The sequence below is a fragment of the Hyphomonas sp. BRH_c22 genome (assembly GCF_000961795.1).
GTDB lineage: Bacteria > Pseudomonadota > Alphaproteobacteria > Caulobacterales > Hyphomonadaceae > Hyphomonas.
The window spans coordinates 43,150-67,095 of record NZ_LADU01000066.1 but is presented as its reverse complement, the minus strand read 5'-3'; the positions used below and the strand labels follow the sequence as shown (position 1 = coordinate 67,095).

The 23,946-nt window shown below is 59.6% G+C and carries 25 protein-coding genes and 1 pseudogene; 14 read left to right on the top strand and 12 right to left on the bottom strand.

Annotated features, from left to right (window positions below; genetic code table 11):
* The 3 genes and pseudogenes from VR74_RS08790 to VR74_RS08780 form a co-directional block, all read left to right on the top strand.
* Nucleotides 1-312: pseudogene (locus VR74_RS08790) on the top strand (hypothetical protein); the annotation flags it as partial.
* The gene (locus tag VR74_RS08785) at nucleotides 309-557 is read left to right on the top strand and encodes a phosphopantetheine-binding protein (protein WP_299949946.1); all 249 of its coding nucleotides are present in this window, start codon (nucleotides 309-311) and stop codon (nucleotides 555-557) included. The pseudogene VR74_RS08790 and the gene VR74_RS08785, both read left to right, overlap by 4 nt.
* A gap of 7 nt (nucleotides 558-564) precedes the next feature.
* Complete coding sequence (locus VR74_RS08780; RefSeq protein ID WP_299949943.1) at nucleotides 565-1,755, top strand: aminotransferase class I/II-fold pyridoxal phosphate-dependent enzyme; 1,191 nt, start codon at nucleotides 565-567, stop codon at nucleotides 1,753-1,755.
* Between the two features lie 9 nt (nucleotides 1,756-1,764).
* On the opposite strand, the gene VR74_RS08775 is transcribed toward VR74_RS08780, so the two are convergent.
* Genes VR74_RS08775 through VR74_RS08760 form a run of 4 tightly spaced genes read right to left on the bottom strand, consistent with a single transcriptional unit; the run spans nucleotide 1,765 to nucleotide 5,877 of the window.
* Nucleotides 1,765-2,688 (bottom strand): hypothetical protein, encoded by a 924-nt coding sequence (locus VR74_RS08775; RefSeq protein ID WP_045695957.1) that lies wholly within the window; start codon nucleotides 2,686-2,688, stop codon nucleotides 1,765-1,767.
* Nucleotides 2,685-3,650, bottom strand: coding sequence for a diacylglycerol kinase family protein (locus VR74_RS08770; RefSeq protein WP_045695956.1), 966 nt, complete (start codon nucleotides 3,648-3,650; stop codon nucleotides 2,685-2,687). Before VR74_RS08770 ends, VR74_RS08775 begins: the two co-directional genes overlap by 4 nt.
* On the bottom strand, nucleotides 3,647-4,702 hold the full coding sequence (locus tag VR74_RS08765; RefSeq protein ID WP_045695954.1) for an LptF/LptG family permease: 1,056 nt from the start codon (nucleotides 4,700-4,702) through the stop codon (nucleotides 3,647-3,649). The genes VR74_RS08770 and VR74_RS08765 overlap by 4 nt, the downstream gene beginning before the upstream one ends.
* Nucleotides 4,699-5,877 (bottom strand): LptF/LptG family permease, encoded by a 1,179-nt coding sequence (locus tag VR74_RS08760; protein WP_045695953.1) that lies wholly within the window; start codon nucleotides 5,875-5,877, stop codon nucleotides 4,699-4,701. The genes VR74_RS08765 and VR74_RS08760 overlap by 4 nt, the downstream gene beginning before the upstream one ends.
* Before the next feature lie 147 nt (nucleotides 5,878-6,024).
* On the opposite strand from VR74_RS08760, the gene VR74_RS08755 reads away from it, so the two are divergent.
* Genes VR74_RS08755 through VR74_RS08745 form a run of 3 tightly spaced genes read left to right on the top strand, consistent with a single transcriptional unit; the run spans nucleotide 6,025 to nucleotide 8,479 of the window.
* The gene (locus VR74_RS08755; RefSeq protein WP_045695951.1) at nucleotides 6,025-6,510 is read left to right on the top strand and encodes a DUF2141 domain-containing protein; all 486 of its coding nucleotides are present in this window, start codon (nucleotides 6,025-6,027) and stop codon (nucleotides 6,508-6,510) included.
* Entirely contained in the window at nucleotides 6,507-7,691 is a 1,185-nt protein-coding gene (locus tag VR74_RS08750) for a hypothetical protein (protein ID WP_299949942.1), read from the top strand. The genes VR74_RS08755 and VR74_RS08750 overlap by 4 nt, the downstream gene beginning before the upstream one ends.
* On the top strand, nucleotides 7,688-8,479 hold the full coding sequence (locus VR74_RS08745; RefSeq protein WP_045695950.1) for a nucleotidyltransferase family protein: 792 nt from the start codon (nucleotides 7,688-7,690) through the stop codon (nucleotides 8,477-8,479). Before VR74_RS08750 ends, VR74_RS08745 begins: the two co-directional genes overlap by 4 nt.
* Before the next feature lie 41 nt (nucleotides 8,480-8,520).
* Here VR74_RS08745 and VR74_RS08740 read toward each other — a convergent pair whose 3' ends face one another.
* Nucleotides 8,521-8,961, bottom strand: a complete 441-nt coding sequence (locus tag VR74_RS08740) for a hydrolase (protein WP_045695949.1) — start codon at nucleotides 8,959-8,961, stop codon at nucleotides 8,521-8,523.
* Nucleotides 8,962-9,041: 80 nt separating this feature from the next.
* On the opposite strand from VR74_RS08740, the gene VR74_RS08735 reads away from it, so the two are divergent.
* From VR74_RS08735 to VR74_RS08725, 3 genes are read left to right on the top strand one after another with little or no spacing between them, the layout of a single operon-like run.
* Nucleotides 9,042-10,178 carry a CDP-alcohol phosphatidyltransferase family protein gene (locus VR74_RS08735; protein ID WP_045695948.1) on the top strand — a complete coding sequence of 379 codons (1,137 nt, stop codon included), beginning with the start codon at nucleotides 9,042-9,044 and terminating at the stop codon, nucleotides 10,176-10,178.
* A gap of 5 nt (nucleotides 10,179-10,183) precedes the next feature.
* Nucleotides 10,184-10,873 (top strand): HAD family hydrolase, encoded by a 690-nt coding sequence (locus VR74_RS08730; RefSeq protein ID WP_045695946.1) that lies wholly within the window; start codon nucleotides 10,184-10,186, stop codon nucleotides 10,871-10,873.
* Nucleotides 10,870-11,604: a phosphocholine cytidylyltransferase family protein gene (locus VR74_RS08725; protein ID WP_299949941.1), complete on the top strand. Its 735-nt coding sequence runs from the start codon at nucleotides 10,870-10,872 to the stop codon at nucleotides 11,602-11,604. The genes VR74_RS08730 and VR74_RS08725 overlap by 4 nt, the downstream gene beginning before the upstream one ends.
* Nucleotides 11,605-11,774: 170 nt before the next feature.
* Here VR74_RS08725 and VR74_RS08720 read toward each other — a convergent pair whose 3' ends face one another.
* Nucleotides 11,775-12,251, bottom strand: coding sequence for a cupin domain-containing protein (locus VR74_RS08720; RefSeq protein WP_299949940.1), 477 nt, complete (start codon nucleotides 12,249-12,251; stop codon nucleotides 11,775-11,777).
* 522 nt (nucleotides 12,252-12,773) lie between these two features.
* Between VR74_RS08720 and hlyD the strand changes: the two genes are divergently transcribed.
* The 5 genes from hlyD to VR74_RS08695 are packed head-to-tail and all read left to right on the top strand — an operon-like array spanning nucleotide 12,774 to nucleotide 18,430.
* Entirely contained in the window at nucleotides 12,774-13,781 is a 1,008-nt protein-coding gene (hlyD, locus tag VR74_RS08715; RefSeq protein WP_045695944.1) for a secretion protein HlyD, read from the top strand.
* Nucleotides 13,782-13,789: 8 nt separating this feature from the next.
* Nucleotides 13,790-15,541: an ATP-binding cassette domain-containing protein gene (locus tag VR74_RS08710; RefSeq protein ID WP_045695943.1), complete on the top strand. Its 1,752-nt coding sequence runs from the start codon at nucleotides 13,790-13,792 to the stop codon at nucleotides 15,539-15,541.
* A complete protein-coding gene (locus VR74_RS08705) occupies nucleotides 15,538-16,674 on the top strand; it encodes an ABC transporter permease (protein WP_045695942.1) in 1,137 nt (378 codons plus the stop codon). Before VR74_RS08710 ends, VR74_RS08705 begins: the two co-directional genes overlap by 4 nt.
* Before the next feature lies 1 nt (nucleotide 16,675).
* Nucleotides 16,676-17,776 (top strand): ABC transporter permease, encoded by a 1,101-nt coding sequence (locus VR74_RS08700; RefSeq protein ID WP_045695940.1) that lies wholly within the window; start codon nucleotides 16,676-16,678, stop codon nucleotides 17,774-17,776.
* Nucleotides 17,777-18,430 (top strand): CerR family C-terminal domain-containing protein, encoded by a 654-nt coding sequence (locus tag VR74_RS08695; RefSeq protein ID WP_045695939.1) that lies wholly within the window; start codon nucleotides 17,777-17,779, stop codon nucleotides 18,428-18,430.
* A 288-nt stretch (nucleotides 18,431-18,718) separates the two neighbouring features.
* On the opposite strand, the gene VR74_RS08690 is transcribed toward VR74_RS08695, so the two are convergent.
* The 6 genes from VR74_RS08690 to VR74_RS20705 form a co-directional block, all read right to left on the bottom strand.
* Complete coding sequence (locus VR74_RS08690) at nucleotides 18,719-19,834, bottom strand: diiron oxygenase (RefSeq protein ID WP_045695938.1); 1,116 nt, start codon at nucleotides 19,832-19,834, stop codon at nucleotides 18,719-18,721.
* Nucleotides 19,835-20,026: 192 nt separating this feature from the next.
* Complete coding sequence (locus VR74_RS08685; protein ID WP_045695937.1) at nucleotides 20,027-20,587, bottom strand: hemerythrin domain-containing protein; 561 nt, start codon at nucleotides 20,585-20,587, stop codon at nucleotides 20,027-20,029.
* A gap of 179 nt (nucleotides 20,588-20,766) precedes the next feature.
* Nucleotides 20,767-21,384, bottom strand: coding sequence for a pyridoxamine 5'-phosphate oxidase (gene pdxH / locus VR74_RS08680; RefSeq protein WP_045695936.1), 618 nt, complete (start codon nucleotides 21,382-21,384; stop codon nucleotides 20,767-20,769).
* Nucleotides 21,368-22,717, bottom strand: coding sequence for an oxygen-independent coproporphyrinogen III oxidase (gene hemN, locus VR74_RS08675; RefSeq protein ID WP_045695935.1), 1,350 nt, complete (start codon nucleotides 22,715-22,717; stop codon nucleotides 21,368-21,370). The genes pdxH and hemN overlap by 17 nt, the downstream gene beginning before the upstream one ends.
* Entirely contained in the window at nucleotides 22,714-23,331 is a 618-nt protein-coding gene (locus tag VR74_RS08670) for a molybdenum cofactor guanylyltransferase (RefSeq protein ID WP_045695934.1), read from the bottom strand. The genes hemN and VR74_RS08670 overlap by 4 nt, the downstream gene beginning before the upstream one ends.
* A complete protein-coding gene (locus tag VR74_RS20705; protein WP_299949938.1) occupies nucleotides 23,324-23,935 on the bottom strand; it encodes a carbonic anhydrase in 612 nt (203 codons plus the stop codon). The genes VR74_RS08670 and VR74_RS20705 overlap by 8 nt, the downstream gene beginning before the upstream one ends.
* Nucleotides 23,936-23,946: the final 11 nt, after the last annotated feature.

The following is a 23,946-nucleotide window of genomic DNA, read 5'->3' as shown; positions in this document are numbered from 1 at the left end:
GTCGAGTGGCAGGATATTGCAGACAGCGCTGCCCGTGTGACAGGACGCAATGTCCGCATGGTGTCCGTGCCCGCCTGGCTTTTCAGCACTGTGGGTATTGTTGCTGATGGCGCTGCGCGCCTCACAGGCAGGCCGCACGTCTTCTCCTCAGGCAAGGTGCGCGAATTGCAGGCAGGCGACTGGCTGGCGGATCGGGTGGTCGACTTGCCGACACCGCTGGACACCACGATGACTCGCAGTCTTGCCCCTTTTCTGGATTCTGGTAGGTCCCACTTTGTACACGGCACAGGTAACGACGGGAGAGACATGTGAAAGTGCAAAATTCCGGCGTTTTTGACGATGTGTCGAGAATACTCAAAGCGCATGCTCATGCCGACGTCGAGATTACCATGGACTTGCGCATCAGCGCTGATCTCGAGATCGATTCCGTTGAAATCTTTGATATCGTCATGGAGATCGAAGACATCTATGACATCAGCTTTCCGGTTGAGGCCGCGTCAAATATCGATACGGTCCGGGACCTTGTGGAGACCATCGGGCAACTGACCCATGTTTGACAGTGGCATGAAAAAAAACGATATTTTCGGAAAGTTCGAAAAGCTTGCTGAGCGCTTTCGGGGCGTTGCAGACTTGGGAACGCAGCCCTTTGGCATGGCGTTTGATGAAATCCTGTCGCCCACCAGGGCGCGGGTGGGATCGCGCGAAGTCATCCTGGCCGGCACCAACAATTACCTCGGCCTGACATTTTCCGATGCCTGCACGACGGCCGCAAAGGCAGCCATCGACCATCATGGCACCGCCACGACCGGAAGCCGGCTCGCCAATGGCACATTCCGTGAGCATGTCGAACTGGAAACAGCCCTGAAGGACTATTTCGATGCTGCCTCGGCCATCGTGTTCACAACAGGTTACCAGGCGAACCTCGCCGCCATCAGCGCCCTGGTGGGACGCGGCGACCATTTGCTGATCGACGCCGACAGCCATGCCTGCATCTATGACGGCTGCCGCCTCAGCGATGCCGAGACAATCCGGTTCCGCCACAACAGCCCGGAAGACCTGGCCAAGCGGCTGTCACGGCTGCCGGACGATGGCGCACGTCTGGTCGTCGTCGAGGGCCTGTATTCCATGCTGGGCGATGTTGCCCCCCTGGCTGAGTTCGTCGATGTCGTCAGCGAACATGGCGCTTTCCTCTATGTGGACGAGGCGCATTCGGTGGGGTGCTATGGTGAACGCGGACGAGGGGTTGCGCAGGCGCAGGGTGTTCTCGACAAGATCGATTTCCTGTCCGGCACGTTTTCCAAGAGCTTTGCCTCGATTGGCGGCTTTTGCGTGTCGCGCCATGAATCCTTTGAATACACGCGGCTTGTCAGCCGCCCTTACCTGTTCACTGCATCCGGTTCGCCGGCCAACATCGCGGCGGCGCGCACGGCCCTGGCCGTAATTGCCAGCAGTGATGACCTTGGCACGCGCCTTTGGGATCGTGCCAACCAGCTTCATTCCGGCCTGCGGGCAGCAGGTTTCGAACCTGCCTCCGCCCCCGGGCCGATCATCGCCCTGCCAAGGGCAGACGAGGTGACGGCCGTGCGCGAATGGAACGCACTTCTCGAAGCCGGCATTTACGTCAATCTCGCGGTACCGCCAGCAACACCGCAAGCCAAGTCTCTGCTCAGACTGAGTGTGTCTGCTGCTCACAGCGAGGACGAGATCAACCAGATCCTCGCGGCGTTCAAGACCCTGCCCGCGCTCGTCAGCTAAGCTGGAAGTTCAGCGGAAGGCTCCGGCCCGGAAAAGGCGCCAGGCCAGCACTGGCGCATGCAGCACGGGATGTTTTCGCTCATTGTCACTGACTATCAGCTTCACGCCGGAATGACTTTCGACCTTTTCAAGGATGTAATCGAGTCCGGCGTCGAAGGTCGCAGCGGCCTTTAGAACGCGCAGGGCTCCAGCAGGCTTGCCGATCACCCGCCGCAGGAACCAGCGCATCCGGCACAGCGCGGCCGCCACGCCCCAGCCCGTAGTCGGCAGCGATTGCTCCGCGAAGATCAGGTCGGTGAGTTTACGGTAACGAGCCTCGAAACGGCCAACGATCTCTCTCGCGCGCGCCTCGGGTTTTTCCGGGCGCAGCTCCGTGCGGTAACTCTCGGCCAGCCCCCTCACCCACGGGTCAAGCGGCTGGACGGGGTAATCCAGCATCGGCGCAACTTCCCTGGCGAGCTTGACGCAGGCGAGCGCCAGCGTGTCGACGAGGGCGTCGTAGACCGCCGGGTTGTCGGCAATGATGGTGGCAGGCTGGGCAAAGCGTGCCCAGAGCATCGACTCGAACGCGCCGCCGCGTGTGCGCCGGTGGAAGGCCTTTTCCGAGACGATCGCGTACTTGCTGCGCAGGCGCATGCCGTCGGCGTCCCGGATCTCGAGGAAGTGGACACTTGGCGGGATGAGGAACGAGGCGAACTGCTTCAGACCGAACCCGTGTATCGCCCGGTAACTGTCGACGATGACATAGAAGTCCAGCATCTTGTCGGCCCGCTCGCCCATGCGCAGGGCGGAGCCGTAAAAGACCAGGGCCCGAACGGCGCCCGGATGTTTCGCGCAGATGGCATCGGCCATGCTGACCGCTGCCGGGTTCAGCGGCAGCTGGTCGGCACGTATGATCTCGCGCAGGCCCTGAAGCAATGCATCCTCTTTCATCGCATGAACCGGATGGGCGGCGTGACACTGACAGTAAAAAGCCCATCCTCCGGCACGGGCAGTATTTCGCCATCGAGCATGACCGGCCCCTTGTATTCAAGCCTGACCCCGTCAACGCGATGACTGACCAGTCCGTGACGGATCATATGGCGTCCCGCCTGCCCGGTCATCACCTTCAGCAGCGCCGCGTGCAGGCCCCGGATCGGCCAGCGGGCATGCGTGAACGCAATCGGCGCAGTCCCCTCGCCCCAGTAGGGCCTGAGGCGAAGGCTCAGCGTCGGCAGGGTTGTCATCAGGCTAAGCGCATGATCGCCTTCCACGCGGAAATGAGACGAAGTGGCTGTCAACGGACTGGGGCGGAGCAGCGGCTCGCCGTCCTGGCCAAGGTGCCGGCTCGGCCACACCATGAGCCGCGCAAGGGCTCCCGCGATGGCGAGCGAGCCGCGATGCCCCTCGCCGTGCAGCTCCTGCTGAGTGTAGACCATAGCGCGCGCCAGGGACCCGGTCGACAGCAGGAAACCGATCGCCGGGTTCGCCAGCGACGCACTGTCAATGACAAGCGCCTGATGCCGGACGGTTGCAAGCCTTTGGCCGTGCCGGACGCGCTGTTGAATGTAATCAAGCGCCGCTTCAGGTGTTTTCAGCTTTAGGCCGAAGACCTTGTAGGCGAGATTTGTGCTGCCGCCCGGCAGGATTGCAAAATCAGGCAAAACATCAAAACCCGTCCGGGGTGCGAGACTGGCCGTAAGCACGGCCTGCAAAGTGCCGTCTCCGCCTTCGACATATACCTGCCGGACCCCCTGCCGCGCGAGGTCTGTCATCTGCGACTCAAGCTGACCCACGTTGTCAAACCGCACCAGTGCCGCATCCGGCATGTTCCGGGCGGCGGCCTCCAGTACAGAGCCCTTCCGCAGGACCGTGTGGCTCCGCGGATTAACGACCAGCCCGACCGGGGCACTCATCTTTGGACTTCCCGGCCGAGGGCCAGCCACAACCCGGCCATGACCAGCCCGAGTATTGGCAGGCCGACTGCGAGGATCGCGCTGAATCCGCCACTTTCCGCCAGCGTCTTGAGTACGCCATCCGTGACCATGAAGATAAAGCCCGCCGCCACGCCGCCGGCCAATGCCATGTCACTGCTGTCACGCCTGCCGTAAAGCTGCATGATCGGCACCGCAAGAATGAGAAAACCAAGAGCGGCAAGCGGCAGGGATATCCGGTGAAGGGCCCAGAGCAGGTAGGCACTGGCGGGGCGGCTGCCGGACCCGCGCATCCGGTTGAGGGCAAGCAGATCAGCGATGGCAAGGTCACGTGGCTCGGTCAGCAGGAGGCGGAGGCTGTCAGGGGTCTGCGGGCTGGGCCAGAACGTCTTCACATCACCAGCCTGGCCGTCGAATCGCTGTTGCTCTGCACCTTCGATCTGCCATCCGCCCGCCACCGGGATCGCCGTCTCGGCCGTCGTGACTGCAACCACTGCTCCGTCAGCATCGCGTTCGAAGATGGTGATCCCGGACAGGCGTTCATTCTGCATCCCGACCACCTCGACGAGCAACCGGCCATCAGACAGCCACATGCGCTCAGGCGCCTGCGTATTCTCGACCAGTGCCGAGGTGCCAAGCCAGTTCTCCAGCGCCTTGTTGGCAATGGGATTGACCTGGTCAATCAGGATTGCCGACACGATGCTGACCGCAACAACGGCAGGTGCGAGCGCACGGATCTGGCCAAAGACAGACAGCCCTGATGCCGAAATGATGACCAGCTCGTTCCGCCGGTAAAGCGATGCATATGTCAGCAGCACGGCCAGCAGGATTGCAAACACGAATGTCCGGTCAAACAGGATCGGTATCCTGAGGCCCATGTATTTCATCTGCCCGATAAAGCCGGCGCCATCGGGAAGCCGGTCAGCATTACCGAGGGCATCGAGCACGCCCAGGAGCGTGACCATGCCAAATATGGTGATGAACAGGCGCTGCAGGAAAAGCACCGACAGATAACGCGGAAGGCGGCTTGTCATGACTGTGTGGTTTCGCTCAAGCGGGTTGCCATGGGCGGGTTCCATCGCCGCCGAATTGGCCTTGGCCCCAACAGTATGCGGCCGTGCGCAAGGCGGCGGAACATGATGAGTGCTGCGACGGCGAGGGCAAGAACGACAGGCCAGAAGCCGGCCCACGCCGGAATGGCGCCACTTTCGGCCAGTGCGAGGCCGTATTCCAGAAACTTCTGTACCGAAAGGAGAAGCAGGATGCCGATCACGATGCCTCCGGACCGCGGTGTGCGGCCAAGGTTAAGTCCAAGAATCATTCCGATCAGGGGCAGGATGAGCAATAGTGCCGCGCGGCTCAGGCGATCATGAAAACTGGCGACCGCAACAACCGGGTTGATCGCATCGCTGCCTGCACCACTTGAGGCCGCGATGAGTTCCGGCAGCACCAACTCGCGCTCGTCTTCGCCTCGGTCCCGGAATTCACCACCGGACGTCGGCATCGGCCAACTCAGCTGGCCGTACGAAATCAGGTTATTCGTGGTGGACTCGTCCGGATTCCTGAATGTGCCGCCAGCGCCATTATTGAGCGAGATGATGATGGTGCCATCCCCGGCCTCATTCAGCTCGCCAGTCTGCCCCGTCAGGAAGTGGCGCGCGCCATCCGGTTCGGTTTCAAGGATGAAGGTTTGTCCCAGATTTCGCTTGGAGGCATCCACATGGTCGGTCCAGACAATTCGGTCCTTGAGCTGGACAAACTTGCGCTCCTGGAACGCCGTGACAACGGTTTTGTGCTGCAGGTCATGCACAATCTGACGGTAATTATAGCGCGATAGCGGTTGCAGGAATCCGGATATGAACAAGGACAAGAGGGCCAGCAGGATCGCCAATCCGAGGTAGGGCCTGACAATCCGGTACAGTGACACGCCCGTCGCCATGAGGGCCACGATTTCACCAGACCGGCTTAGTCGGTCGATAGTGATGATCATGGCAATCAGGAATGCGCCCGGTAAGGCAAGGTCGAGGTAGTGAGGAATGAGATTTGCCACCATCATGCCGGCCGCCACGACCGTGTTGGTCGAACCGGAGACGATCTCGATAATGCGTATGAGGCGCTCGAGCAGCAACAGGGCGAGCGCCAGAACTGTCAGCCCGGCAAACAGGCCAAGACAGCTTTTCAGCAGATAGCGATCAAGTTTCACGAACATTCCTGGCGCAATCTCCCATCACGCGAATTTGTAATGTTGCGGATGCGTCCAAATGGTTCATCTGCTGCAGGCTTCCATTGATATGGGTGTCGCCTTAGCATTACTGAAGCACAACTGTAACCGATACGTCACATTTGGAGCATCGGGATGAAACTTTTAAAGGCATGGCTCTTTTCTCTGCTTGTTCTTCCGGCAGCCGCGATGGGAGACGCCGGACAGGACCTGGATATCCGGCCGCATGAGGCAGCGGCGGTATGTGGCTCGCATGCGCCGCAAATCCAGGTTGATGTTGCGGGTGTGAAGGGCGGAGGCATCCTGACCGTGGAACTGTATGCGCCCAGCGCCCGTGACTTCCTCCGGAAGGCATCCAGGCTGCACCGGATTCGCGTGCCCGCGCAGGAAGGGACACAGACAGTGTGTTTCGATATCGCCAGTGCTGGCAGCTACGCGCTGGCGGCCTATCATGATGAGGACGGCGACCGCCGACTTGCCCGCAAGTGGAACCAGATGCCGGCTGAACCCTTTGCGCTGTCGAACGACAAGCCGTTGAAGTTCGGCATGCCGCGCTTTGAGGACGCAGCGTTCAAGGCCGGTAACGACACCACCCTGGTGCGACTCGAGTTACAGAAATGAGCAGCGATACACAGGCCCGCACGCGGCCTTCCCTGGCGGGTCCCATCTCTGTCCGCCCGCTGGAAACGGCCGCCGACCGAAAGGCCTTCCTCGACATTCCCTACACGGCCTACGGGCATCTTGCAGACTGGCGGGCGCCACTCCGATTCGAGCGGGAAGCGCAGATCAACCCCGCCAAAAATCCGGCGCTGGCGCGCATGGAACATGTCCTGATGGTCGCGCGCCGAGGTAGCGACGTGGTCGGGCGCATCGCGGCATTCATCAACCCGGCCCATCTTGAAACGCACAAGGACGCAACCGGGCACTTCGGCTTTCTGGACACAGTTGCGCCAGACGATGATGTGATCGGCGCCCTCATGCAGGCCGCTGAGGACTGGCTGCGTTCACGTGGCATGAAGAGAATTGCCGGGCCGTTCAATTTTTCGGTCAATGAAGAATGCGGCTTGCTGGTGGACGGCTTTGACAGCCCGCCGGTGATGATGATGCCGCATGGCCGGCCAGACTATGCGCCAGCACTTGAAGCACGTCAGTATGCCAAGGCGATGGATATGTATGCCTACATGTGCCAGCTCGGCGAGCCGTATCGAGTGCCTGAAAAGATCCGTAAGCTGAAGGAGGCATTCGACCAGGACCCGGGCCTCGAAGTGCGCATGATGAACCCGCAAGACTACAAGGGCGAGATCGATCTCATTCTCGGCATTTTCGACGATGCCTGGTCCAGGAATTGGGGCTTTGTCCCATTCGGCAAGGACGAGATCACGCACATGGCCAACGAGCTGAAACCGCTGATACGACGCGACGGCTTGTGGATCGGCCTGATCGATGGCGAACCGGCCTGCTTCACATTGGTACTGCCAAACCTGAACGAAGCGACGGAAGGGCTGGATGGCCGGCTCCTGCCTTTCGGCTGGGTCCAGTTGGTGCGCCGCCTGAAGCTGCAGGGCACACGCACGGCCCGCCTTCCGCTAGCCGGCATGCGACAGAAATTCCACAAGACCCGGCGGGGCATGCTGACCATGGTCGCGAGCTGCGAGGCCGCATTTGCCGCCCAGCATGCGCGGGGGGTCCGTGAGGTTGAGGCATCCTGGATTCTCGAGACCAACCGGGATCTGCACAATCTCGTCTCCATATATGATGCGCCGCGGTACAAGACCTACCGCATTTACGGCAAAGCACTGTGACAGCCGGATTGCGGTTACCATCGGTCCCGGCGCTCGTACTCGCTGGCACGCGCGCCAGCGGCGACCCCCTTTGCCTGTCCGAAAACGTGGCAAGCAAGGCGCTCATCGATATTCATGGCGAGCCAATGCTTGCACGGGTGCTACGGGCATTGACCCTTAGCCAGTCTGTGCAGGGACCGATCCACGTTGCGGGCCTTGATGATGACCTGCTTCAGCGCGCAAGCGGCGGCGCGGCTGTCAGAGCCGCCGTTTCGGTAGAGGGCGGACCTGCCGCCAGCCTGCTCGGAGCGCTTGCGCAGGATGCATCCATCCCCCTCCTGGTAACGACCTGCGATCACGCCCTGCTGACGCCTGAAATGGTCGATCACTTTCTTGAGCACGCCATGGCCGGCGGCGCGGACCTGACAGTGGGTCTGGCGACGCGCGAGACGATTGAAGCCGGATATCCGCAAACGAAGCGCACATACCTCTCATTTGGCGGACCGGAGCTTTCAGGCTGTAACCTGTTTTACATCGCAACGCCTGAGGCCTTGCGCGCTGTGCATTTCTGGCGCGCTGCAGAGCAGGACCGCAAACGCCCCTGGCGCATTGCCTGGCGTTTCGGCCCTTTGACGGCGCTACGCATCCTGATCGGCCGTCCGGGTGTGGAGAAAGTATTCGAGCTGGTGTCGGCACGCCTTGGCGTCCGGATAGGGCCTGTAATCCTGCCCTTTGCCGAGGCAGCGATCGATGTCGATTCCACCGCCGACCTGGAACTGGTCCGCAGCATCCTCGCCAGGGCCAAGTGATGACCGACTCGCACGGAGACCTTCAGCCCATGCTGGCCGTATCAGGCATGCGGTTTCGGCCAGGCGGCCTTCAGCACTGCCGCGACTCGGGCAGCCTCGGCGAGCCCCTCCGATGCGCCAAGATCGGGCTGACCGGGCCAGCCAGGGTCAGGATAGGTGGCCCCCTCAAATTCCACAGGCGCACCATAGCGGGGGAGCACATGGAAATGGACATGTGGATCAACCATCATAAGCATCAGGTAGTTGATCTTGGCATAACCGAAGATATCATCGGCGGTTGCCTCGATATCGCGAACGACCTGCGACAGCTCGGTAAAGGCCTCCGGCGGCAGTTCGGAAAAACTGCGCGCAGGGCCGTGCGACAGGAGAATCATGGCGCCGAGGGTGACTTGCTTTGGCCGCGCCTGAACGCTCCAGTGACGGTAGTCCGCGACAAGCGTTCGCATGCCGCCAAAAGTTTCAAACGTCGCATTTCTGTTCATCAAGCTCTCTTTCGTATAGAGGGACCGGCCCGTCGGCTGACCGCACCCTTCTCAGATGAAACCTAAGGCGTATTTCCATAATGACAAAATCACCGGTCGCGGTCCGACTGCTTGGCGAAACTTCTGTGAGACTGTGGGGGCTTGATCTGGCCGAATGGCAGCGCCGTGCTTGGACCAAAGCTGGCGCTGGCAGGGTCGCTAAGGAAGATGGCCGATTGCTGGCGGGGATGGAGTGGGTCATGTCGCCTGCCCTGCAGCGCACATTGCTGGCGACACCCGGCGCGGCCCTGCTCGTGAACGGGACGGCCGGTACAATCCGGCGTCTCGCCGCCCTGCACCTGCCCGAAGGCGTCCAGGCCGACCGGTTCGCACACCTCATCGGCCAAGCCGTTGCAGATCCTGAGGTCTTGCGGGAGGCCGGCCTTCGTCCGGGCAGCATCGATGATTTTGCCGATCCATATGACGAGGCTTTGCGCAAGCGGGAAGCCCCCTACGCCCTGTCACTGACGCAGACACCGGTATCGGACGTCGAGCGTGTCCTGTTCAAGGGGTCGTACAAAGGGGTGACAGACCTCGTCACCAAGTACGTATGGCCAATACCGGCTTTTCACGTGACGCGCCTCGCCGCCTGGCTGCGCCTGTCACCGAACATGGTCACGACGGCCAGCCTGGGCTTCGTCTGTCTCGCTTTCTGGTTCTTCTGGATAGGCGCATGGCTCCCCGGCATCGCTGCGGCCTGGGCCATGACATTCCTCGACACGGTCGATGGCAAGCTCGCCCGGACGACCATGACCTATTCAGCCTGGGGTAATATCTACGATCACGGCATCGACCTGATCCATCCGCCCTTCTGGTACTGGGCGATATTTCACGGGCTCATGCTGGAACCGGTCGGCCTGCCTGAAGGACTTGTCGTCTCCTCACTGATCGTGATTCTTGCCGGCTATGTTCTGAATCGCGTGGAAGAAGGAATCTTCATCCGGCAGTTCGGCTTTCACATACACGTGTGGCGCCCGATTGATTCACGTGCCCGCGAAATCACCGCGCGGCGCAACCCCAACATGCTGATCTTCATGCTGGCTGTCCTGCTTGGCGAGCCCGCCTGGGGGTTTGTGGCAATCGCCGCCTGGACTGTCATTTGCCTGGTGTTTCATGGTGTCCGGGTCGTCCAGGCTCTCGCTCAACCGGACAAGCCGGTATCCTGGATGGAGGGATAGCTATCATGCCCGGAACGGCCATTTTTGATCTCGACAAGACGATCACATGCGCGCCGACATGGACGCGGTTCGTCTTCTTTGTGAACCGCGCCCGGATCCCGTTCCTGCTGCGCCTGCCATTGCTGCTTGGGCACGGCATTGCGCACAAGCTCGGCCTCGCCAGCCGGGATTCGGTCAAGGCCCACAGCCTGCGGACACTTGCATGGCTGGACCGAGACTCACTGGAAAAAGCCGCTGATACCTTCATCGCTCGTGAAGTGGCGCAAGGGCTGCACCCCGGCGCCGTCGCCGCGATCAAGTGGCACGCCCAACGGGGTGACCGGCTCGTTATTGCCACGGCTGCCGTCGACCTTCTGGCAGACCGGCTTGCGGCCGCCCTCGGCTTTGACCAGGTGATCGCAACGCGTCTTGACTGGACGCTACACGGCACGGTTCCCGCGCCGAGAATGTCTGGGGCCAATTGCTATGGCGCCGAAAAATTGCGCAGGATCGGGGAGTACACGTTTCCTCGTCCCATCTTCGCCTATAGCGATCATGTTTCTGACCTTGCCATGCTGGAACAGGCCGATCACGGAATTGCGGTCAACCCGTCCCGAGGCCTGCGTCACGCGGCGCCGGAGCGCAATGTCAGGGTGGTCGACTATCGCATGGCGACCGGTTACCCGCACACAGACGAGGCATCGGAGTTCACATGAAAGCCATCATCCTGAGCGCCGGCCGCGGCTCGCGGCTTCTGCCCCTGACCGAAAACATGCCGAAATGCCTTCTGCCAGTGAGGGACACGACGCTGCTTGGGTGCCAACTGGATACGCTGGAAGCGGCCGGGATACGCCACGCCACAGTTGTAACCGGCTTCATGCCAGGACTGGTCGAGGCCGAGCTTGCGAGCCGGAACGGCCCGCTGAAGGCCACGCCCTTCTTCAATCCCTTCTTCCAGGTCGCTGACAATCTCGCCAGTTGCTGGATGGTCCGTGAACAAATGGACGAGGAATTCCTGCTGATCAATGGCGATACGCTCTTTGAGATCAGCCTTTTGCAGGATGTCCTGTCGAGCCCGGTCCGGCCCATTCAGGTAACAATCGACCGCAAGGTGTCCTATGATTCCGATGACATGAAAGTAACTCTGGACGGGACGCGCCTCATGGCGATCGGCAAGTCACTGGCTCAGGCAGACAGCCATGCCGAATCGATTGGCCTCTTGAGATTCATGGGCGAGGGCCCCGGCATGTTCCGCGCCAAGATCGAGCAGATGTTGCGCACCCAGGACGGGATTTCTGCCTGGTTCCTCAAGGCGATTGATGCCATCGCCCGCACGACCGGAGAGGTAGAAACATTGTCGATTCAGGGGCGAGCATGGGCTGAGGTCGATACTGTCGCGGATTTCGAGGCCCTAGGTTCCCTGCCCTTTCTAGCGCGCCCTGACTAACCCTTATGCAATTCACCGCTCAGGAAATCGTGTATGACTGAGGCAGCGCTTTGGGACGGACAGGATGCCCTTTCCTCAATGGCGGAACCAAAACCCTGCGTCTGAACCTGTACATACTCCCGACGATCGTCAATCGCAGACACAGTCCAGGCGACTTCCATCAGGTCACGTCAGAACAGGATGGTCATGAGCAAGGACGCGTCCTCAATTCCTTTCACCGAATGTGGCTTGCCCCCTTCGAGATAGACCCAGTCACCTGCTCGCAGGTCGATTGTCTTGTCCGTTAATCCGAGCTGGGCGTGCCCCTCAATGCAAAGGAACATGATCTGGCCAGCAACATGGTGCGACGAAATCTCGCTTCCGTTCGGCACAACAAGGCGTATCGCTTCGAATCCCGGAGTGCGGACGATGGCGCTTGTCTTCGCCGCGCCGATCCGTGAGCCGTGGGGACGCAGATCAACGACCTCTCCGGGTTCTGCATGCTTCAAGGCCATATTGATGTCTCCCTTTGTTATAGTACGCTCACATCCGAAGCCGTGCACCTTTCCGGGATCAACACCGAGCAGGTCAAAATAGTCCGGCGCCTCCTCGCCCGCCATGCAGGGCGAGGAGGCGTACCGCCCAATCCCGTCATTACGTCCGGTCATTGCCATCCTCCAACGTGCGCCGTGCCGAACGAGGCATACAGCGAAGAATTCAACCCCGTACAAACGGCCAGATCCAGAACCCGGACATGGCTTGGCCGAGGTCGGCAAACAGTGCCGAAAGCAGAGCCAGCTTACAGTAGCACGCCCAGTCGGATGATCCGGCATGAGTTTTTAAAAAAGCGGAAGAGACCTGTGAAGATGAAGGGTGGCTAGATGCCACTATCCCTGATTTTAGGGCGATTGACGCTTACACCGCCCTGGAAACAAGAATTGGCGTGCCTGTGGCTTGAGGGTACGCATTTATACGTTCGTATCGTTTAGGTAATATCGGCAAGCCAAAAGTCGGGCATGTTCCGCGATCTCACATCTGACTTCCATACCTTTCTACATGTTTTACTATGTGGTGATTGGTCCTTCGATACTTGAAATCGGCACTTGCAAATACTGTACGTTCGTACAATATTCTTAGGGTAGGATCTGTTTAGCAGGGAAGGTGCAGCACCTGTCCCGGAAAGTCTGTCGATGAAGCGGATTGCCCTGATCGCGGCTGTTCTGGTCGTAGCGCTGGTTCTGGCGCGCTTTGTCCTGTGGCCTCGTTTAAATTCTGGCGACACCAATTCTGAGGCCGCGCTTGCACTCTATGGCAATGTCGAAATCAGGCAGGTCGATCTGGCGTTCCGGGTCTCGGGCCGTCTCGATGCCGTAAATTTCGAAGAAGGTGACACGGTTTCGGTTGGCAACGTGATCGCGGTTCTCGATACTGCGCCTCTGCGTGACGGAGTCACTCAGGCCAAAGCTGAAGCGTCGGTGCGCCGGGCAGAGCTTGCGCGCCTTGAGGCCGGTAGCCGGTCTCAGGAAGTTGACCGGGCGCGCGCCCGGGTTGAGGAACTGGAAGCAAACGTTCTGATCGCCCAGCAGACCTTCGACCGGCAGTCAAAATTGCGCGACAGTGGATACGTGTCCCAGCAAGCCTATGACACTGCGCTCGCTACACTGGACGCTGCAAAAAAGCGACTTGTCGCGGGGAAAAAGGAATTGGTCCTCGTGCAGCTTGGGCCGCGTCCTGAAGAGATCGCCGGAGGAACGGCGGGTGTCGAAGCAGCCGAGGCTGCCGTTGCTCAGGCAGAGTTGAGACTCGGAGACACAAGCCTGATTGCACCTTCGGATGGTATCTTACTGGCGCGCGTGCGTGAACCCGGCTCCATTGTTGCCGCAGGCGTGCCCGTTGCCACGCTGGCCCTGACCAGCCCGGTCTGGGTGCGCGCCTATGTCGATGAGACCGATCTTGGTTTCGTCGTACCGGGCAAGACTGCCGACGTGTTCACCGACAGCATGCCGGACCGCCCTTATCGGGGACAGGTTGGATTTGTCTCCCCCGTCGCAGAATTTACACCCCGGACTGTCCAGACCCCCGATCTGCGTACTGATCTTGTTTATCAGGTGCGGATCATAATCGACGCACCAGACAGCGGCTTACGTCAGGGCATGCCCGTAACTGTCAAGATGAGCCGTTCGGCTGTGGCAGATTGAGGACGCAGATGAGCGATGCCTCCGTCAATACCCTGAAGCCTCACCCCTTTGTCCAGATCAACAAAGTGACCAAGCGGTTCTCTGCAAAGGGACCGGCAGCGCTTGATGCCGTGTCCGGATGCATCGAGACGGGGAAGGTAACCGGACTTGTCGGCCCGGACGGAGCCGGCAAGACGACCCTGATCCGTCTCCTGACCGGGCTTAGCCGTCCAAGCCAGGGCGACGTGCTCATTGAAGGAATGCGCGCCCACGCCTCACAGCACCGCTTGCACCAGATGCTTGGCTATATGCCGCAACGCTTTGGCCTCTACGAGGACCTGAGCGTAATGGAAAATCTGGACCTGTTTGCCGACCTGAAGGGGCTCTCAGGCGACCAGCGGGAAGAAACGTTCTCCCACCTGCTGAAGTTCACCGATCTGTCTCGCTTCACCGCACGCCTGGCAGGCGCCTTGTCCGGCGGCATGAAGCAGAAGCTCGGACTGGCCTGCGCGCTGCTGACCCGGCCACGCCTGCTCCTTCTAGACGAACCGTCTGTAGGGGTCGATCCCATTTCGCGCCGGGAATTGTGGTCGATGGTTGGCGAACTCATCGATGACAGCATGGCAGTGGTCTGGGCAACAGCCTATCTCGACGAAGCCGAAAAATGCGATGATGTTCTCCTGCTCAGCGATGGCAAGCTTTTGTATTCCGGCTCCCCCGGCGAATTGACGGGCACGATGAAGGACCGTGTCTTTCTGGCGCGCGTTCCGCTGGCAAAGCGCCGCTCTGCCATCGCGCCGCTGCTGGGCGATGCATCAGTGGCCGATGCGATCCTGCACGGCGATGCCATACGCCTGCTCACCCGTGAAGGTGCGGATCTTGCTCACGTCAGAACGCTGGTGAAGGCAGAGATCGTTCCCGCCGCGCCACGCTTCGAGGACGCGTTTGTCGACCGGCTTGGCGGCGGGCCGGATGGACGCTCGGCTTTGGCCGATGCGATGAAAGGTCATGCTGATAATGGCGGTGCTGTCGTCGAGGCGCGCGGCCTGACCAAGCGTTACGGCAATTTCACCGCAGCATCCAATATCACATTCACCCAGAAACGTGGTGAGATCCTGGGCCTCCTGGGCCCCAATGGCGCAGGCAAATCGACGACTTTCAAGATGCTGTGCGGCCTGTCGGAGCCAAGCGAGGGCGAAGGACGGGTTGCCGGGTTCGACCTGCGCACGGCGGCTGCAGATGCGCGCGGGCGGCTTGGCTATATGGCGCAGAAATTCTCCCTCTACAGTGACATTTCGGTTGTGCAGAATCTCTCCTTCTTTGCGGGCGTGTATGGTCTCAATCGCCAGCGCGCCAGGGAGCGTATCGAAACCATGCTCGAGGCGTTCGATCTGACTCCCTATCGCGGCATTTCGGCCGGGCAACTGCCGCTTGGGTTCAAGCAACGCCTCGCACTTGCAGCCGCGCTGCTGCATGAGCCGGAAGTCCTCTTCCTGGATGAACCAACCTCCGGGGTTGATCCAATCACAAGGCGAGAGTTCTGGTCGCACATCAATGCGCTGACGGCGAAGAATGTCGCGGTCCTGGTCACCACGCATTTCATGGAAGAGGCTGAGTATTGCGACCGGATCAATCTGATCTATCGCGGCAAGACGATCGCAGAAGGCACACCAGAGGCGCTGAAGGCAAGCTGCAGCAATGCAGACGGATCGGTGGTGACCATGGAAGATGCATTCATTGAGCTGGTAGCGCGCTCTGAACTGGAAGGGGCCACAGCATGAACGGGCCGAGACTTCCTGCACCCTTGCGCCGCACCCTGTCTCTTGCGCGCAAGGAAACCTTCCAGATAATCCGTGATCCCTCATCCATCCTGATCGCATTCATCCTGCCTCTCATCCTTCTCCTGCTGTTCGGCTTCGGTATATCCCTCGATGCCAATTCGATCCGCATTGGTATGGTGGTACAGGACGCGCGCGCCGACGCGCGTAGCCTCGTTCAGGCATTTGAAGCGTCCGAGTATTTCGAAATTGTCACGGCCTTCGACCAGTCGGCACTCGAGCCGGGCCTGGTGTCCGGACAGTTGCGCGGCCTGGTCGTCATTCCCCCCGACTTCACCGAACGCCTGCACAGGCGCGATCCGGCGTCCATTGAAGTCTTGACCGACGGGTCTCAGCCAAATACGGCGCAATTCGTCGCGAACTATGCTCAGGGCGTTTATGCGGTCTGGCAAACCCGCCAGTTCGGTGATGCAGCCTTTACGCCCCCCCCTGCGATCACACCGCAACCGCGCTTCTGGTTCAATGCTGAACTGACCAGCCGATACAATCTCGTGCCAGGTTCGACCGCCGTCGTCATGACCATTATCGGCACGTTGCTGACCGCGCTGGTGATCGCCCGAGAATGGGAGCGCGGCACGATGGAGGCGGTACTCGCCACACCGGTCAGCCGGGTCGAACTGCTGCTGTCCAAGATTGTACCCTATTTCATCCTGGGCATGAGCTCTTTGGTGCTGTGCACCCTGGCAGCGGTGTTTGTCTTTGATGTGCCGTTCAGGGGCTCTGTGCTCGCCCTTGCTGCAGTGGCTGCTGCCTTCCTTGTGCCCGCTCTCGGGCAGGGATTGTTGATTTCTGCGGCGACCAAGAACCAGTTTGTTGCCGCCCAGCTCGCACTCTTCACCGGTTTCCTGCCGGCGACCCTGCTATCGGGCTTCATCTTCGAGATCAGCGCCATGCCATTGCCGATCCGCACGGTCACCACGGTGATCCCGGCGCGCTATTTCGTCACCAGCTTGCAGACACTGTTCCTGGCAGGAGATGTCTGGTCGGTTCTGTTGCCGGCAATAGCGAAAATGCTGGCCGTCGGGGCCTTCTTCCTTGCGCTCACGTGGCTAGCCACGCCGAAGCGGATCGCCTGATATGTGGCGACGCATCCTCTCTCTCATAATCAAGGAGATGCTCGCCATCTGGCGCGATCCGAAGGGGCGCGCCGTGATCCTGGTGCCACCGCTCCTCCAACTCGTGATCTTTGCATTCGCCATGACAATGGAAGTGCGCAATGTCGATATCGCTGTCCTCAACCTCGATACCGGAAGCCGGGGTCGCGACGTTGAAGCCGGCATACTGGGCGCCTCCCCCTTCGACGAAGTGATCGGGCTGCAGTCGGTCAGCCAGATTCAGGAAGTCATCGACAGTCAGCGCGTCATTGCAGTCGTCCATATCGGGCAGGACTTCACGCGCCGGATCGAAACCGGCCATTCGGCAGACGTCCAAATCATCCTTGACGGACGCAAGTCTAACGCATCGCAGATCGTCAATTCGTACCTTTCTGGTATCATTTCACGTGTTTCGGCGACAGCCTATCCGGGCGGTAGCGCGCCGGAAGCAATCCGTATCCGCCATTGGTTCAATCCCAATCTTGAATACGCCTGGTTTACCCTGCCAGGACTGGTCGCGACGATTACGCTCCTGACGACGATTATCGTGACCGCCTTGTCGGTCGCCCGTGAGCGTGAGCTTGGTACGTTCGACCAGTTGCTGGTCTCACCGCTAAGACCGATCGAGATCGTTGTCGGAAAGTCTGCACCGGGCCTGATCTTTGGTTACCTGCACGGGACATTCTTCATTCTTGTCGCTGTGTTCGGATTCAAAATTCCCTTTGCCGGCTCCCTGCTCGCACTCTACGGCTCGATGTTCTTCTACTTGCTGGCAGTCATCGGGATTGGCCTCTTCATCTCGGCGATATCTTCCACCCAGCAGCAAGCCATACTCGGCGCCTTCGTGTTCGCTTCGCCCGCAGTGCTCTTATCCGGCTTCATGTCTCCCGTCGAAAACATGCCGGGCTGGATGCAGCTGGCTACACAAATCAATCCGCTTCGCCACTTCCTCCATATTTCGCAAGGTGTGTTCCTGAAAGACCTGCCACTGTCCGAGGTGGTGCGTAGCACAGTCCCGCTGATCCTGATCGCCATGGTAACCCTTCCGGCGTCGGCCTGGCTGCTTAGAAAGACGAGTTCATAAATGGCAAAGCGAGACGACCCTCGGAATGTTGAAACACGCGACCGGCTCGTCGAATCCGCTATCGAGCTGTTTGGCCTTGTCGGCTACGATGGAACATCTACCCGCGCCATCGCAAGCAAGGCGGGTGCGTCGCTTGGTGCCATCCCATACCACTTCAAGACCAAGGAATGCCTCTATCTTGCCGCGGCAAGATCGATCGCAGAACAGGTCTCACTCAGACTTGGTCCGGTGCTCAGCGCATTTGAATCTGATATTTACAGTGACGAGCTCAGCCGGAAAAAGGCCATCTCGCTGCTCGAAGAGATATTCACACCATTTGTAACCATGCTGGCAAGCAATGACAGTGAGAAGTGGGCCCGGTTCACGCTCCGCGAACAAGCCGCGCCAACCAAAGCGTTCGATATATTGTACGCCAGCGATATCGGCCGGTTCTTTCGCGCAGTGATACATTTGGCAGCGATCGCAAGCGGTGATGTGCCTGCATCTCAATCCGCTCGCATTCGGGGTATGACACTGGTCGGCCAGGCGCTGGCTTTTCGCGCGGCACGGGCTCTTTCTTTAAGAACACTTGAACTGGAAGATCTTGGCGCCAAAGAGATCACACTGATCACGGCAACGATTCGGGAGAATATACGCCTCCTGCAATACGTGTAACGCCATTGGCGCAAGGTCAAAATCCTCAAGACGCGACTTCATCCTGCAATTTCAAGGCAGCGACGTGAAATGTTTCTCCCACCTGGTGGCAACTGCGACCAGAATGACCCTTCGCCTTACCAAGTCCTCAAGCGCCCCTGCGCCATATGCTGAAAACCTTCAATCTGACCCGGTCCTGAGCACGGATCCGAACCCGGCTCATTCGTGAACCGGGTTGCTACCGGGCCAGGCCCTGCAATCAAACTCGGCACCATTCGTGCGAAGTGATCGCAGGACCGAAGGGCCGACCTACTCAGCCGCGACCTGGCGGATCGGTCCGGTTTCAAGAGGACGCTCGAGCGAGGCCCAGTCAATCTCGGCGTCGGTCGCCGCATTCTCGTAATGCAGCACGCCAAGCGCCTCGAATTTCGGTTTCACGCTTTCCGTCAGCAGGCCGACGCGTTTCAGGTTCGGGATCATCCGTTCGAATAGAAAGTTGCGGAAGGCCTGGCCGCCCTGCGAATCGATACTCATCCGCCGGGCCTCTTCCCGGTCGAAGCCGAATTCTTCCTCGACAATCGTGGAGAACAGGCGTTCGCGCATGATGGCGCAAGCCTCATAGGCAAACTGTGCGCGTTCCTCGATTTCCGCTTCCGGCAGGGCCTTGATCCAGTCTTCAAGGTAATTCACGCCGAACGCGACATGGCGGCCCTCATCGCGCATCACGAGCGTCAGGATCTGACGCAGCAGCGGGTCGCGCGTCGTCTGCGCCATGGTCTGGAAGGCGGCCAGCGCCAGCCCTTCGATCAGCACCTGCATGCCAATGAACTTCAGGTCCCAGCGTTCGTCCGTCAGGATCTTGTCGAGCAACAGTTTCAGACTTGGATTGACCGGATATTCGACACTGCAGCGAAAGCGCAGGTATTTGTTGAAGACTTCGACATGGCGCGCCTCATCGAAGGTCTGTGAGGCGGCATAAAGTTTCGCGTCATAGGTCGGCGCGCAGGAGACGAGCTGCGAGGCGACCATCATGGCTCCCTGCTCGCCGTGCAGGAATTGCGAGAGTACCTGCGCCAGGGACCGCCAAGCATACTCGTTCTTCTTCTCCTCGCTCATGGCAAGATAGACCGGGTGGTCATGGAAGGGGTTCAGACCGGCCTGCGATGGCCCTTCGCTCTTGTCGAAGTCCACCTCCCAGTCGACATCCATCTGGGCATCCCAGTTGAATTTTTTTCCGAGTTCGTAAAGGCGGCGGATCTTCGAATTGGCGACCTCGTAGTCCCAGTTATAGGACCCGGTCAGCGGCGTCTTGAATATCTCGCGGACAATTTCGACATCCTCCGGCGACAGTTTGTCGGCCAGTTCACCGGGCTCCTTGAATGTGCGGGCCGTTGTGGGTGGGCCCGAAACCAGTTTCACTTTCATCGTTTCCTCCTTTTCAATCGCTGAAAAGGCGCCGCTATGATGACAGGCCTTCCCGCTTGACCGAGAATAGGCCCAGTATCCATTGGGAAAATACGTAAGTTGACGGAGGCGTCATCTTTTTTTGATGCGCGATTACCGTTTTCAGATGATCCGGGCCGGATGCAGGATCACTTGCGACATCTGACCCCGATGTCAGGCGCCCTCGTTCAACATGATGGCCTCGATCGCCCTTGCCACGCTATCGATCCGGTCCAGCCTGGTGCGGAGGTCAGGGTCTTCGCATGACGCCTGAATGGCGTATTCAACGTCGCGCCAGTCTTCGAGTGTCAACTGGCGTTCGGCCATGGGAAAGAAGACATTATCCTCCTTGACCATGTGGCGCCGCAGCAATCGCGTATACACAGCTCCGGTTTCAACAATGACTTCCATTGGCAGGTCGCTTCCCTGTCGAAGCTCACTGATGTGTTCGCCAAATTGCCTTGCTCCGGCCGCGAGGCGCTCATGGTCTGCGCGTAAGTCGTCGAGCGCCGGCCGCGCCAGATCCGATCTGGTGACGAGCACATCATAGATCAGATCTTCCTTCCGGTGATGCCACTCATCCGGAAACGATGTGAAATAGTCCAGCAACATCTCAAGAAGTTCGTATCGCGGTGACCTTCCCGCTTCAAAGGCTGCCAGCTCCAGTTCAAACAGGTCGAGAAAGCGTCGGAATACACGATGCTCCGCCTTGAGTATCTCAATTGCTTCCGGCATCTTTTACTCCTTTTCACTTTGTCGCGGGACGCTCTGGCCGCCCGAACCTATGTGGCTTCACGACTGTCATGACCGCCCCTTGCCAGCCTCACCGCCCGCGCATTTTCCTTGATCGCGATCCCGTCGCATCGTGACCGCGTTCTGTTGCCTGGCATTCTGTAAAGCACCCGGTCGCCACATCATGGAAACAGCTCCAGGGACTGCCATCCGTCATCAGCAGACAAGGCGAAAACGCGGCGATGGTGTATCCTGAATGATCCTTCAGACCAGAACTCGACCCGGTCCGGCCTGACGCGATACCCTGACCAAAAATCCGGGCGCGGGACAGGCTGCGCCGCAAACTGCACTGTTCTGCTGGCAATACGACTGAGGAGTATCGAAGGGGATTCCAGACGCTGGGATTGCCGGGATGCCCAGGCGCCAATCTGGCTGCTTCGGGGACGAGAGGCAAAATAGGAATCCGCCTCCTGCGGCGTCACACCCGTCACGCCGCCCTCAATCCTGACTTGTCGTCCCAGCGGCGACCAGTGGAAGCATAGCGCTGCTCTTGGATTGGCTTGCAGGTCACAGCCCTTGCGGCTGCCCAGATTTGTATAGAAAACGAATCCCCTTGCATCGAATGATTTGAGTAGAACCATCCGGCACGAAGGAAGCCCGGTTTCATCAGCCGTTGCCAGCGCCATCGCGTTCGCATCATCGATACGCCGGTCCGTCATAGCCGCCTTATACCATGTACTGAATATCCCGACCGCCTCATGCGGGAGGTCCACCGGTGATGCGTCAGACTGCAAGGGCATGACGGGATTTTTCCGGGTCAAGATATGCGTCGAAACATGAGGCAATCAACCTGAGGGCTGGCCGGCCCCTCTCTTGTATTCGCAGCAGGCGACCATTGACCACGACCAGCCCGTCAGCTTCATACCTGCGGCAGGCTGTGATTTCCCTGTCCAGAACATTTTCGGGAAATCCATGCATCTGGCTGATCTGCCCCAGATCGGCACCCATGAAGCACATGAGATTATTGATGACCTCCCCGCGCAGGCGATCCATCCTGCTCAGACTGTGACCGCGCTGGACAGGCAGGTGTCCCGAACCGACCGCCCGGTGCCAGGCGCCCGTTTCAGTACAATTCTGGACATAACCTCCCGGAACGCAGGAAATGGACGAGCTGCCGACGCCAATGACAGTTGACGGCGTATCGGCCACATAGCCCTGGAAATTCCGCATCAGCGTTCGATCGTCCAGAGCCTTTGCAAGGCCGTCCTCCGGCAGTGCGAAGTGGTCAAGGCCAACCCGCCTGTAACCGCCCGCCATCAGGTTCTCAGCCGCCCGCTCGGCCTGCTCGAAACGGGCCTCAAGTCCAGGCAGGGCGTCTTCATTGATCTGCGTCTGACGGCGCGCGGCCCAGGGAACATGTGCGTAGCCAAAGAGTGCAATACGGTCGGGACGGAGTGTCAGTGTCCGGGCGACCGTTTCCTCCAGTGTCGCCACCGTCTGGAAAGGGAGACCGTACATGAGATCAAAGTTGATTCGGCAGATTCCTGCGTCCCGGAGGCTATGGACGACGTCCCTGACCTGTTCAAAGGGCTGGATACGGTTAACGGCCTCCTGGACCGCCGCGTCAAATTCCTGAACACCGAGAGAGACCCTGTTGACCCCCAACGCCGCTAGCGTGCTTGCACGGGAGAGTGAGAACGTTCTGGGATCAAGCTCAAACGCGGTTTCCGCCAGTGGCGAGACATCGAAAAGCTGTCGAGTCCTTTCGGTCAGATGCGCGAGTTTCCCGTCCGGCAGGGAGGTCGGCGTGCCGCCCCCCCAGTGAATTGCGTCGATCCGTATGCCGTGCGGGAGGGCTTCACAGAGAAGTTCAAGCTCATGGTCAAGCGTCGCTGCATAATCGGCGAGCGGCTTTTCCCGTTTAACGAGCTTCATGTTGCAGGCGCAATACCAGCACACCTCCCGGCAAAAGGGCACATGAATGTAGATCGCGACCGGAATTGCAGGATCAAGTTCGGACAGCCACTTTCGATAGAGTGTTTCGTCAGGTGACGCCCCGAATGCCGTTGCTGGCGGATAGCTGGTATAACGCGGAACCCGCATATTCGCATAACTGGGACTATTTTCGGTCATGATCGGATCCCATCAAAATCTGAAGCGTCTCCCCGCAAGGAGCGGCGAGCCAGGGCGAGGTCGTCCATTGTGTTGACATTGTGAAATGGATCGAGCCCCTGCACTGGCCAGTCAACTCCGACGGCTGCGCAAATCTCCAATGCACCCATCAGGCTTAGACGTCCGTCATCGGCGTAAATTCTCAGCGGCTCGAGGCAATGAATCGGCCACACAGCACAGACCGGATGCCGCCGCTGCAATGACGACGCAACGGCAGGCCGGTCGAACCGGGCTGCAGCCGCGTCCAGACGGGTCTTCAGGTCTTCAGGCAAGTTCGGCATGTCGCACGGGATGGTGATCACACGTCGCGCGCCAAACGCCTTCGCCCATGTCAAGGCACCTAGCAATCCGCCAAGTGGCCCTGCAATACGCAGGTCATCGAGAATTTCGGGCATGCGCGCAGACCCAGCTTGTCCCGGTTCTCGCACCGCTACTCTCGCCGGAATATGCCATCCCGAGACATGACTGATCGCACGGTCGATCAGACAGTGTCCAGCCAGCATGACTGCCGGCTTGTTACCACCGATCCTGCGGCCCTCTCCGCCTGCAAGTATAACAGCTACCAGGTCAGTCATTCGGGAACCATGGACGTTCTGAGAGAGCGTCCACTTGCTTCGGGTGCGCGATAGACAGATCGAGATTACGCAAAAGCCCATCCCGGATGGAATATATCCAGCCATGGATTGCCAGGGATTGGCCTTTTCGCCAGGCATCGACCACGAAGGGATTCCGGCCAAGATACTCGACCTGAGTACGGACATTGTGCTCGCATACGACATTTACGCGCGTGTCGAAATCCGTGATGGCGCGCAGGTGTGCCTTGTGCCGATGCGCCATGTCCGCGATAGGCTGCAGCCAATGATCGATAAGTCCTCTCCGCTGGTTGTCTATCGCAGCGCGAACACCACCGCATCCATAATGCCCGCAGACAATTATGTGCCTGACTTTGAGTATCTCAACGGAATATTGCAGTACGGACAAAAAATTGACATCCCGCGGTGGGGCAAGGTTGGCGACATTCCGGTGAACGAACAGCTCACCCGGATCCAGGCCGACAATCTCGTTGGCCGGTACGCGGCTATCCGAGCACCCGATCCAGAGATGCTCGGGTGACTGCTGGGCTGCCAGTCTCTGGAAATACTTTGGGTCAGCCCGCACACGCGCGCTTGCCCAGTTCATGTTATTGTCAA